This is a genomic window from Microbacterium rhizomatis, from assembly GCF_008710745.1.
In the GTDB taxonomy this organism is placed as follows: Bacteria; Actinomycetota; Actinomycetes; order Actinomycetales; family Microbacteriaceae; genus Microbacterium; species Microbacterium rhizomatis.
The window spans coordinates 1,482,168-1,493,877 of the sequence record NZ_VYSA01000001.1 but is presented as its reverse complement, the minus strand read 5'-3'; the positions used below and the strand labels follow the sequence as shown (position 1 = coordinate 1,493,877).

Here is an 11,710-nt window from a genome sequence, read left to right as displayed (position 1 = left end):
AGCTCGCCGGGCAAGGGGTTCCGGCCTCTCGGAACCCCTTGCCCACCCTCCGGAAAGGCCCGATCCTTTCGACAACGCGTTACAGAAAGGAGGCGCCATGACCGAGGCCGTTCTCGCCGCCCCGCCGCGCGCGTCTTCCGCGAAGCCACCGTCATCCACGAAGCCGCCACGGCACCGCCCCACCGCGAGGGAGAAGTCGCGCGGGCGCCGCGATGCTCGGGGTGCATGGACGCTGCTCGCGCCGTCCGTGATCATCCTCGCCGTCATGGTCGGCTACCCCGCCGTCCTCATGGTGGTCCAGTCCTTCAGCGACTACTCGATCAAGAACAAGGTGCAGGGCACCCTCGGCAACTTCGTCGGTCTCGACAACTACATCGAGGTCTTCACGCAGTCCGACTTCCCGATCGTGCTCGTGCGCAGCCTGGGTCTCATGGTCGCCATGACGGTGCTGATCGTGCTGTTCGGGGTACTCGTCGCCGTGCTGATGACGCGCCTGTCGCGCGCATGGCGCATCACCGTGTCGGTCGGGCTGCTCCTGGCGTGGGCCATGCCGGCCCTCGCGGCCACGACGGTGTGGGGCTGGATCTTCGACACCCAGTACGGCGTGGTCAACTGGGCGCTCAACACGATCACCGGCACGTCCGACTGGACCAACCACTCGTGGCTGCTGAACCCGTGGTCGTTCTTCATGGTCCTCACGATCATCGTCGTGTGGCAGGGCGTGCCGTTCGTCGCCTTCACCACGTTCGCCGCGCTCGGCCAGGTCCCGGGCGAGGTGCTGGAGGCTGCGTCACTGGACGGCGCGACCGGCTTCGCGCGATTCCGTCTGATCGTCTTCCCGTACCTGCGGAGCGTCCTGACCGTGATCGTCGTGCTGCAGGTGATCTGGAACCTCCGGATCTTCACCCAGGTGTATGCGCTGCAGAGTCGCGGCGGACTGGTCTCGGAGACGAATGTGCTCGGGACGTACCTGTTCCGGCAGGGTCCGGGTGAGTTCGGCATCACGAGCGCCATCGGCGTCGTCATGGTCGTGCTCCTGCTCGCGATGTCATGGGGCTACGTGCGCACCACCCTGAAGGAGGAGGAGCTGTGAGCACCCAGGTAGGCGTGAGCGCCCAGCTCGGCACCGTCGGCGTCGACGAGATCCTCGAGGACGGCGGCGTCCCCCGCACTCCGCAGAAGCGCTCGCTCGAAGCCCGACGCCCGTCATCCCGACGGATCCTCTCCCGCACGGCGCTGAACATCGCGGCGTTCGTCGTCTTCATCTGCTCCGTGTTCCCCGTCTACTGGATGGTGAACATGTCGTTCACCCGGGGCCAGAGCATCATCAGCCGCAACCCCAGCCTCGTGCCGCTGGACTTCACGTTCGCCAACTACATCACCGCATGGACGCGTGAGGCCGCCCCCGGCCAGACCGACTTCCCTCATGCGCTGCTGACGTCGACGATCGTGACCGTCGGTGTGCTGATCGTGACCCTCGTCCTCGCGTTCCTCGCGTCGGTCGCCGTCGCGCGCTTCCACTTCCGCGGCAGGCGCGGGTTCATCGTCTCGGTGCTGATCATCCAGATGATCCCCGGCGAGGCGATGATGTTCACGATCTACGGGATGATCGACGACTGGCGCCTCATGAACACCCTGATGGGCCTCGGGATCGTCTACCTCGCGGCCGTCATCCCGTTCACGATCTGGACGCTGCGCGGCTTCGTCGCCGGCGTGCCGGCGGAGCTGGAAGAAGCCGCCATGATCGATGGATGCACCAAGTCGCAGGCGTTCTGGCGCGTCACGTTCCCGCTCCTGGCGCCGGGGCTCGTCGCCACGGGTGTCTTCGCGTTCATCCAGTGCTGGAACGAGTTCGTCATGGCGCTGCTCCTCATGAAGGGCTATAACCTGACACTGCCGACCTGGCTGAACTCGTTCCAGTCGGCGACCGAGGCGACGAACTGGGGAGCGGTGATGGCGGCATCCACCCTCATCTCGATCCCCGTGGTGATCTTCTTCCTGATCGTGCAGGGCCGCATGTCGGGCGGTCTGGTCGCGGGAGCGGTCAAGGGCTGATGGACGTGTGTGCAGCAGCCGCCCTCCGCGGGGAGGTCGGCCGATGAAGATCGGGCTGGATGTCGGCGGAACCAAGACCGACGCGGTCGCTGTCGCGCCGGGCGGCGCGATCGCGGGGCGCGTGCGCCTCGCCACCGGATGGGGTCCGGATGCCGTCATCCAGACCGTCATCGACGCGGTCGCCTCGCTCCGACGCGAACTCGCGCTGCCGGACGGCGCGATCGCCTCCGTCGGGATCGGCACGCCCGGCCAGGTCGTGTCGGGCACGGGACGCGTCGTGCACGCGGTGAACCTCGGCGTCGACGAACTCGACCTGGCAGCGGCCGTCGCCCCCGCGCTCGGGGTTCCCGTCCACGTCGAGAACGATGTGAAGGCCGCGGCGATCGGCGCGTACGCCCTGCTCGGCGCGACCGGTTCGATGGCCTACCTCAACCTCGGCACCGGCGTGGCTGCGGGGATCGTGCTCGACGGCGCGCTGCGCCGAGGGCCGCGCGGCACCGCGGGCGAGGTCGGCCACATCTCGGTCGACCCGCACGGTCCGCTCTGCCGCTGCGGCCAGCGCGGCTGCATCGAGGCGCTCGCCGGCGGCGGTGCGATCGCCGAGCGCTGGTCGCGCCCGGGGGCGCTCCCCGTCCGCGACGTGTTCGACGCCGCCGACGCCGGTGACGCGCTCGCCCGCGATCTGCGCCACGGGCTCGCCCGCGGCGTGGCGGCGGCGGTGCGGATCCTCGTGCTCACTGCCGACGTCGACACGGTCGTCCTCGGCGGGGGCATCACGGCACTCGGCGCTCGCCTCATGGCCGACGTCAGTGCGGAGCTCGGTGCCAGCGCGGCGGCCTCGCCGTTCATGCGCTCGCTGGGGCTCGAGGAGAGAGTCGCCCTGCTGCCGGCGGGCTCGCCCGCCGCCGCGCTGGGCGCGGCCCTGATCGGCGACAGCCGAGAACCCGAGGAGGCGCTCGCCCGTGGCTGAAGTGGTCATCGTCTCCTCCGCCGATGACGCCGGTGCGCTCGTCGCCGACGAGATCGTGCGGCTGATCTCGCGCACGCCCGACGCGGTGCTGGGCCTGGCGACGGGGTCGACCCCGCTGCCGGTGTACCGCGCTCTCGCGCCACGGCTCGCCGGGATCGACGTCTCACGCGTGCGCGGATTCGCGCTGGACGAATACGTCGGCATCGACCCCGGGCATCCCGAGTCGTATCGCAACGTGATCGCGCGCGAAGTCATCGAGCCGCTGGGTCTCGACCCGGCGCGCGTGCGCGTGCCCGACGGGTCGCTCGAGGGAATCGAGCACGCCGGCGACGACTATGAGCGGGCGCTGCACGACGCGGGGGGCGTCGACCTGCAGATCCTCGGCATCGGCACCGACGGGCATATCGGGTTCAATGAGCCCGGTTCGTCGTTCGCGTCCCTCACCCGGGTGAAGACCCTCACCGAGCAGACCCGCGACGACAACGCCCGGTTCTTCGACACGGTCGATCAGGTGCCACGGCACTGCATCACCCAGGGGCTCGGCACGATCCTGCGCGCCCGCCACCTCGTCCTCCTCGCGTTCGGCGAGGGCAAGGCCGATGCGGTCGCCGGGGCGGTCGAGGGTCCGGTGACGGCGTCGCTCCCCGGGTCGGCGATCCAGCTGCACCCGCACGCGACGGTCATCGTCGACGAGGCCGCCGCCCGCGCGCTGCGATTCGCGGACTACTACCGGTACACGTTCGCGAACAAGCCGGAGTGGCAGGGGCTTTAACCGGTGGGCGGCCACGTGCCGTGCACGGGCATAGGGTCGAGCACGTGACTCTTCCCGAGAACCTGCTCGCGCTGCTGCGCTCCCCGGCCATCTGCTACATCGCCACGCTGATGCGCGACGGCTCGCCCCAGCTCACCCAGGTGTGGGTCGACACCGATGGCGAGCACGTCGTGGTCAACAGCGTCGACACGCACCTCAAGGTGCGGAACCTCCGCCGCGACCCCCGGGTGGCGCTCACGATCAGCGACCCCGCCCGGCCGGGCGGGTACTTCCAGGTGCGCGGTCGCGTGATCGGCATCACCGAGGAGGGCGGCGCGGAGCACATCGATGCGCTCTCGCACAAGTACAACGGCGGCCCGTACCCCTGGTACGGAGGCCGCGATCAGGTGCGCGTGATCCTCACGATCGAGGCCGAGAAGGTCAGCGCCGTCGGCGTCTGACCGGCGCGACGTGGCCGCGTCAGCGCGGGGCGTCGCCCGGGCGGGTGCGGGCGACCCAGCCCGCGATCTCGGCACGCCGGGCGGCGCCGAGCTTGGCCAGGATGTGCTCGACGTGCGCCGAGACCGTCTTCGGTGCGATGACGAGCGCTTCGGCGATCTCGCGATTGGTCATGCCGGATGCGATGAGCTCGGCCACCTCGCTCTCGCGCGCGCTCAGCGGGCCGAGGTCCGCGCCCGAGCCCACGCCGTCGGCCTGTGCGATCAGCGCGAGGGCGGTCGCCGCGCGCGCGCGCTCGCGCGCCTCCGCAACGAGGCGGGCGGCATCGCGTGGTCGACGTGACCTGAGCGCGCACATCGCCAGATCGATCGCTGCCACGGTCCCCTCCCAGAATCGCCCCCACTGCGTCCACTCACGTTCGGCATCCTCGAGCAGACCGCGCGCGTCGCCGGTCCGTCCTTCGGCCAGCGCGATGAGTCCCGCCGCGTGCGTGAGCGCGGGGAGGGTCCCGGGAATCCCCCGCAGGGTGATGAGGCGCGCGCAGCGCTCCAGCCATTCTCGTGCGAGATCGCGTTCCCGCAAGGCCAGGTGCGCGCGCGTGCCGGTCACGACGAAGGGGAACAGGTACGCAGCATCCTGGACCGCTTCGGCGCGCGCGAGAGCCTGCTCGCACAGTTCGACCGCGGCCTCCGGATCGTCGGTGCGGAGCCTACGCTCGGCCAGACCCCACAGCACGGGAAGCACCCGCTGCAGCTCGTCCATGGGCTCAGCGAGGGCGAGAGCGGCTCGGAGGCGCTCGTCGGCGAGGGGGTCGTCCCTCCCGACGGCGACGTACCCGAGCACCGTGAGCGCCGTGATCCGGGTGGTGATGCCCCGGCCGTCGGCCAGCGCTCGCCGCGCGATCGCCTCGGCCTCGGTCCATTCACCCTGGGCCCAGCGCACATGTGCCAGGTGCGAGGCCAGGTAGTGGTGGTCGTTCCATCGCTCGGTTCGGGCGGTGTACTCCAGCCCCTCGGCGATCCATCTGTCGGCTCTGGCGTACTCGACGAGCATCGACGCCGAAGAGCCGATCATCCGGTATCCCCGTGCGGCCTGCGCCTCCCGCCCCTCGGCAGCCGACGAGAGGATGGATCTCTCCAGGCGCGCCCATCCGTCTGGATCTCCGGCGAACACCAGAACCGACCCGACGGTCTGCTCGATGTGCGAGAAGGTGCCGTCGTTGAGCTCGGTGGAGAGCCTGCCGTATTCGATGGCGTCGTCGAGACGGCGGTCGAGCATGTGGGCCGCCGCCAATGCACCGAACAGCTCCGATCGCACGCACTCCGTCTCCCGGGGATCGATCTGCGCGATGGCGTCCAGTGCGTCGAGGGCGAGTCGGCTCCGTTGCTCCAGCGGCCAGCCGAGCAGATGCCGGGCGGCCATGAGATCGGGCACCAGCTCGGCGGCGGCAAGCTCGTCGCCGAGAGAGCGGTAGAGCGCGATCGCCGTCTCCAGATCCGCCGCCGCCCCCTCGTTGTCGTCGATCGCCGCGAGTTCGGCCGCCAGCGCACGGTGCAGTCCCGCGCGATCGATATCGGCGATGCCGTGAGGAGCCATGCGCTGCGCGCGCCGGAACAGCTCCGCCGCTTCGCGGTGCGCGGACACCCGGACGGCTGTCACCGCGCCCGCAAGGGCGTGGGTGTAGGCGCCGCTCGCGTCTCTGGCACGCTCGAAGTGCTCCGAGATGAACGCATCCGACATCTCGGCCTCGTCGGCGGCATGGGCGACGGCCGAATGCAGCGCGCGCTTCCGGAGGGGCGGAACGGTGGAATAGACCGCATCGCAGATCAGGGCATGACGGAATCCGAACGTCCCCGGTTCGTCGAGCGCGGTGAGCAGGTGCCCGTCGACGAGCGCGCGCACCGCGGCGTCGAGTTCGTCGGCCGGTGAGTCAACGACCGCGGCGAGCAGATCGATGTCGAACGATCGGCCGATCACCGCCGATGCCGCCAGCACCTCGCGCACGGCGGGCTCGAAGGCCGAAGCCCGCGTGATCACCGCCTCGGCAACGGTGTCGGGAACCGCCTCGGGTACTCGGCCGGCAATCGCCGTCGGCGAGTCGACGGCGAGGAGCTCTTCGATGTGGAGCGGGATGCCGTCGCTCCGGCGTCTCAGGGATGCGACGAACTCCGCCGACGGGACCTCGCCGGTGATCGCCTCGACCACCTGTGCGATCTGCTCGGCGCTCAGCCGCCTGAGCACGACCTCCTCCGCGGCGCGCCGGTCGAGGAGTCGAGCCCGCCACGATCCCAGATGCGTACCGCGAGAGATCTCGTCCGTCCGGTAGGTCGCCATGATCATCGTGGGATGGCCGGGGAGTTGGGCGGCGATCCGTTCGAGGACCTCGAGACTGAGATCGTCCGCCCAGTGAAGGTCTTCGATCCGCAGCAGGGTCGGTGCGGCGGACAGCGTCGTGAGGATCAGGTCGGCCAGATCTCCGGCCATCAGGCGGCGGCGGCGCGCGGCATCGCCACCCGGGTCCGGGGCGAGCAGCCGGTCGCGAAGTGCGCGGGCGACGTCTTTCCTGCCCGAACGCCTGAGACCGTCTGCGATCGACAGCACGACTGCCCCGGCCGCCTCCGCGTCGTGCGGAAACACCCCCGCGTCGATGATCGTGGCCGACTCCATCGAGGTGGTGCGCTCGATCGAGGTGGTGCGCTCCATCGATGCGGACGGCCCGATCGACTCGCCGAAGTCCCGCAGCACCCGGGTCTTTCCGATGCCTGCCTCGCCGGCCAGCAGCAGAAGATGCCCGGCCCCCTCGATCGCACTCTCCCACCTGCGGCGAGCGAGTGCGATGACCTCGTCGCGCCCGACGAGAAGCGGGCTGACCCTCTCGCGCGTGCCCCGTCGCACCATGCCCGGATTCTATTGCGCGAACGGCGTGCGTCGACCGATCGGCTTGATCGGTCGAGTGACCGATGCGAGCCGTCCGGTGTGGTCGGCACACTCGGTTCCATAGACAGAAAGGCGGGTGTCCCATGGCACAGTTCATCGATGTTCACTACGGCCTCCACGGCGTCACGCAGGAGGAACTCGAGGCGGCGCACGCGCGCGACCTCGACAACGAGGGCGCTGAGGGGGTGCATTTCGAGCGGGCGTGGCTCGACGCCGATTCCGGTCAGGCGTTCTGCCTGTCGACCGCGCCCTCGAAAGAGGCCATCATGCGCGTGCACGAGAAGAGCGGCATCCCCGTCACCGAAGTGCACGAGCTCACGGCACAGGTCTGAGGCCCGGCCACGCGAGCGGGAGCAGGATGTCGACGCTGAGCGGGGCGAGCGGGAAGGAGGATGCCTCGGCCTGAGTGATCCACCTGACCTCCTCGATCTCGGCTCGCGCCGACACCCGCCCCGCTTCGGCGACGAGTGCGAACGAGTCGGCGACCACTCGGTGGCCCGGCTCGTTCGCCGCATCCGCTTCGAACGTCCCGAGCAGTCTCAGTTCGCCGACCGGCACCACGAGACCGAGCTCTTCCTCGAGCTCCCGCACGAGTGCCTCGGCGGCGCCCTCGCCCGGTTCGGGTTTGCCGCCGGGCTGCATGAACACGGTCGTTCCGCGCTTGCGTACGAAGAGCACACGGCCCGCGCTATCGGTGATGAGGGCTGCGCTCACCCGGATGACGGGTGGGCTCACGAGGCGAAGACCTTTCCCGGGTTGAGGATGCCTGCGGGATCGAACACCCTCGTGATGTCGCGTTGGAGTTGCCACTGGTCGTCGCCGAGCTCGTCCGCGAGCCAGCGCCTCTTGAGCACTCCGATGCCGTGCTCGCCGGTGAGCGTTCCGCCGAGCCTCAGTGCGGCGCGGAAGAGGTCATCGGCCGCGTCCCAGATGCGCGGCGGAACCTCGGGCCCCTCGAACACGAAGTTCGGGTGCAGGTTTCCGTCGCCGGCGTGCGCCACGGTGGGGATAGCGATGCCGTAGGCGCGCTCGATGCGATCGATCTCGTCGAACATCGCCGGCAGCGCGCTGCGGGGCACCGACACGTCTTCGATGAGGGTCGTGCCCAGACTCTCCATCGCCGGGTGCATCGCGCGGCGGATCGCGAGCAGCTGCTCGCCGTCGGCGGCGTCGCGCGCGATCGACACGGTGCCTCCGGCGGTACGGAGGACGGCACCGATCGCGTTCGCCTCGCCCTCGGCGGCGGGTCCGTCAGTCTGAACGGTGAGCTGAGCGGCACCCGGCGTCGGTCCCGGCAGCCGCAGCAGCGCGTGCACGGCGGCGAGCGATGCCGCATCCATGAGCTCCATGATCGCCGGCTGCAGCCCTGCGGCGGTGACGGCGGCGGATGCCGCGGCTGCCGCCCTCACGTCGGGGAACGTCGCGGCGAGAGTGCGCACCTCGCCGGGCACGAGCCGGCGGAGCTTCAGCGTCGCGCCGACAATCACCCCGAGGGTTCCCTCCGACCCGATCACGAGCGAGGTGAGATCCAGTCCCGTCACGCCCTTGACGCTCCGGTGACCCAGGTGCAGCAGCCGACCGTCGGCGAGGACGAGGTCCAGGCCCAGTACGGCGTCGCGGACGACGCCGTACTTGGCGCAGAGGAGGCCGCCGGCGCCGGTGGCGATGTTGCCCCCGACGGTCGAGATCTCGCGGCTGGCGGGATCCGGTGCCCACCACAGTCCGTGCGACTGGAGGGCGCGGTTCAGGTCGGCGTTGAGGATGCCCGGTTCGACGACGGCGAGCAGATCGTCGGGGCGGACCTCCAGCATCCGGTCCATGGCCCGCACCGACAGCACGATCTCGCCGTCGCCCGCGTTCGCGCCGCCTGCAAGGCCCGTACCTGCGCCGCGCGTGACCACGGGTGTTGCGGTAGCCGTCGCGATACGCAGCGTCGCCTGCACGTCTTCGACGCTGCGCGCTCTGACGACCGCGATCGGCCGGCCGGTCGCTGCATGACCCGATTTGTCAGCCCGGGCGCGCTCCAGAGCGCTCTCGGTCGTGTCGACCCGGTCGCCGAGCGCGGCGAGCAGCCGGGCGACGACCTCCGGGCGCGACATGCGGGTGGTCACGTGAGCCGCCGGTTCGGCAGGCGTCGCGTCACGTGAAGCGCCGCCGGCCCGAGAGGACCCCGACGGTCACCGCGACGATCGCGAAACCCAGGCCCACCCACGTCTGACCGATGCTCCACCACGCGATCGTGGCCGACAGGTACACGAACAGTTCGACGATGGCCCGGACGAACGGATGCACCGCGAGCACCGCGCGCGGTGAGACGAACAGTGCCCACAGCAGGATCGCCACGACGGGCGCGCCGATCCCGGCAGCGATGTTCCACGGGAAGGGCCAGGCCGCGAACCCCCAGAAGGCGAGGGTCGCGAACGCGAACAGCTCGCAGAGGAACGCGAGGATGTCGAGTGCCGACAGGGCGGGCCGTGTTCCGGGCGCCTGCCCGGTGCCCGGCTGAGCGGCCGGCTCGGCTGGCCGCGATGGCTGGACGCTCGGCGTGTCGGACATGGCTTCAGTTTACGGCGGCGCGACGCGGTCGAGGGATGCAGCGACCCCGGCCTGCGCCGTGCGATCGGCGTCGCCGGGGTCAGAGCAGCGAGCTGATCCGCACGGAGGTCGGCGGTCCGGTCAGAGCGTCGAGGGTGTACCGGAGGTCGAGTCGTGAGAGCAGGATCTGCGACACCGTCGGGCGGAACACGATCGTGGCCGAGCCGCTGTCGTCGACGGTCGTCGCCGCCACGACGCTGCCGCCGATGCTCGCCTGCACGGTCGAGCCCGGCGCGGCGGTCACGACGACGGCGATGTTGAGCTGGAGCGTGCCCGGTGTGAAGTACGACGAGCTGCTGGCGATCGTCGGTGAGCCCTCCGGAAGGGTCGGCTCGGTGGGGTTCGTCGGTTCTGTCGGGTCGGTGGGGTCGGTCGGAGCGGTGGGGTCGGTCGGGGTGGTCGGATCGATCGGATCGATCGGGTCGGTCGGAGTGGTCGGGTCGGTCGGAGTGGTCGGGTCGGTCGGGTCGGTCGGGTCGGTCGGGCTGGTCGGGTCGGTCGGGGTGGTCGGGGTGGTCGGATCGATCGGGTCGGTCGGATCGATCGGGTCGGTCGGCTGGGTCGGATCCGTCGGGTCGGTCGGCGCGACGACGGGGGGCGAGGTCGGCGCCGCGTCGCTCGGAGCGGCAGGGGTGACGGGAGCCGCGTCCACGTCCGGGGTGGGCGGCACCACGGCGTCGCTCGGCGCCACGAGGTCGCTCGGTGTCGACGGTGACGGGGCCGTTGTCGACGGCGAGGTCGAGGGTGTCGTGAGGGTGGGGCTCGCGGGAGCGATGACGGCGGTTTCACTTCCCGCCGCGGCGAGGGGTGCGGTCATCGACGGGAGCACGACGGCGGCGGCGACGACGGCGCCCACGACGACCAAGCCCGCGGTCACGAGGCCGGCCATCGCCCCCACTCCTGCCAGCGCGCCCGCGGCAGTGGCAGCGGCACCGGCCGCGACGCCCGCTCCGCCCGCAGCGGCACCGCCCGTGGCAGCCCCGCTGCCTGCGGCGACCGCAACGGGACCCGCCGTCGTGGCGGCTCCACCGGCCCCGCCGGCGCCTCCCGCTGCCGGGCCCACTGTCACGGCACCGGCCATCACCGTCGACGGCATGGCCGCCAGCGCGATCGCGGGGGCGCCGGACTGCAGTGACGCGAGATAGGCGGCTGTCCCGGCGATGCCGACCGTGAGCGGCAGGAGCACGAGCGCGAGGCGGCTCCCCACTTCGCGTGCCTCAGCCGCGACGATCGCGCAGCGGGCGCAGTCCGCGAGGTGCGCTTCCACTTTGCCGTGGTCGCGACGGCCGAGGTTGTCGCGGGCGTACGCGCCGAGTCGCTCGATCGTCCACTGGCACTCCGAGCCGGCTTCGACGCTGCGCAGATGCGCCTGGATCCATGCCTCGCGCAATCCCTCGCGTGCGCGGAAGGTCAGCTGTGCGACCGCGGTCGGCTTCATCCCCAGCAGCGGCGCGATGGCCGCAGGCTTCATCTGCTCGATCTCGGAGTACCACAGCACTTCCTGCCAGCGGGTGGGCAGGCTGCGGAATGCCGTGTGGGTCAGGCTGCGGTCCAGGGCGTCCATCGTCGCCTGATCCGACGAGGACGGGTCGATGACAGCATCCAGCTCGTCGATCGCGATCTCGCGACGTGCGCGACCCCAGCCGGCGGCGGTGTTGCGGATGCTCGTGAAAAGGTAGGCACGGAACGACCCGGTCGGGCCGCCACCCTTGAGGATCGCCTGGTAGATGCGGGCGTACGACTCCTGCACCAGATCGTCGGCGTCGAGACTCGACGTGATGGAGCGGGCCACCGTGAGTCCCGAGCGGTAGTGGCGGCTCCAGAGCTCGCCGAACGCTGCGCTGTCGCCCGAACGCACACGAAGGACGAGGTCGGCGTCGGCGATGCCGTCGCCGGAATCGTCGTACGCGTCCGGCGTGCCGTCGGGTTCTGTCATCGCGCTT

General features: G+C 70.7%; 11 protein-coding genes. 6 read left to right on the top strand and 5 right to left on the bottom strand.

All coding sequences use genetic code 11. The features are described from left to right. Positions 1–97: 97 nt before the first annotated feature. The 5 genes from F6B43_RS07045 to F6B43_RS07025 are packed head-to-tail and all read left to right on the top strand — an operon-like array spanning position 98 to position 4,237. A complete protein-coding gene (locus tag F6B43_RS07045) occupies positions 98–1,093 on the top strand; it encodes a carbohydrate ABC transporter permease (protein ID WP_150448103.1) in 996 nt (331 codons plus the stop codon). Continuing rightward, positions 1,090–2,055: a carbohydrate ABC transporter permease gene (locus tag F6B43_RS07040; RefSeq protein ID WP_150448102.1), complete on the top strand. Its 966-nt coding sequence runs from the start codon at positions 1,090–1,092 to the stop codon at positions 2,053–2,055. The genes F6B43_RS07045 and F6B43_RS07040 overlap by 4 nt, the downstream gene beginning before the upstream one ends. A gap of 43 nt (positions 2,056–2,098) precedes the next feature. After that, on the top strand, positions 2,099–3,025 hold the full coding sequence (locus F6B43_RS07035) for an ROK family protein (protein ID WP_150448101.1): 927 nt from the start codon (positions 2,099–2,101) through the stop codon (positions 3,023–3,025). Continuing rightward, positions 3,018–3,797 carry a glucosamine-6-phosphate deaminase gene (locus tag F6B43_RS07030; protein WP_150448100.1) on the top strand — a complete coding sequence of 260 codons (780 nt, stop codon included), beginning with the start codon at positions 3,018–3,020 and terminating at the stop codon, positions 3,795–3,797. The genes F6B43_RS07035 and F6B43_RS07030 overlap by 8 nt, the downstream gene beginning before the upstream one ends. A gap of 44 nt (positions 3,798–3,841) precedes the next feature. After that, entirely contained in the window at positions 3,842–4,237 is a 396-nt protein-coding gene (locus F6B43_RS07025; protein WP_150448099.1) for a PPOX class F420-dependent oxidoreductase, read from the top strand. 19 nt (positions 4,238–4,256) lie between these two features. Here the strand turns inward: F6B43_RS07025 and F6B43_RS07020 are convergent, their stop codons facing one another. Then, on the bottom strand, positions 4,257–7,133 hold the full coding sequence (locus F6B43_RS07020; RefSeq protein ID WP_150448098.1) for an ATP-binding protein: 2,877 nt from the start codon (positions 7,131–7,133) through the stop codon (positions 4,257–4,259). 122 nt (positions 7,134–7,255) lie between these two features. Here F6B43_RS07020 and F6B43_RS07015 point away from each other — a divergent pair, with 122 nt between their 5' ends. Continuing rightward, positions 7,256–7,504, top strand: coding sequence for a nickel-binding protein (locus F6B43_RS07015; RefSeq protein ID WP_150448097.1), 249 nt, complete (start codon positions 7,256–7,258; stop codon positions 7,502–7,504). Here F6B43_RS07015 and F6B43_RS07010 read toward each other — a convergent pair. The 4 genes from F6B43_RS07010 to F6B43_RS06995 form a co-directional block, all read right to left on the bottom strand. Continuing rightward, positions 7,488–7,907, bottom strand: coding sequence for an NUDIX hydrolase (locus tag F6B43_RS07010; protein ID WP_150448096.1), 420 nt, complete (start codon positions 7,905–7,907; stop codon positions 7,488–7,490). The two genes, F6B43_RS07015 and F6B43_RS07010, sit on opposite strands and share 17 nt — an antisense overlap. Further along, a complete protein-coding gene (locus F6B43_RS07005) occupies positions 7,904–9,271 on the bottom strand; it encodes an FAD-binding oxidoreductase (RefSeq protein ID WP_150448485.1) in 1,368 nt (455 codons plus the stop codon). Before F6B43_RS07005 ends, F6B43_RS07010 begins: the two co-directional genes overlap by 4 nt. A gap of 40 nt (positions 9,272–9,311) precedes the next feature. Continuing rightward, complete coding sequence (locus F6B43_RS07000; protein ID WP_150448095.1) at positions 9,312–9,728, bottom strand: YrdB family protein; 417 nt, start codon at positions 9,726–9,728, stop codon at positions 9,312–9,314. A 79-nt stretch (positions 9,729–9,807) separates the two neighbouring features. Then, complete coding sequence (locus tag F6B43_RS06995) at positions 9,808–11,703, bottom strand: sigma-70 family RNA polymerase sigma factor (RefSeq protein WP_170285581.1); 1,896 nt, start codon at positions 11,701–11,703, stop codon at positions 9,808–9,810. Between the last annotated feature and the right edge of the window lie 7 nt (positions 11,704–11,710).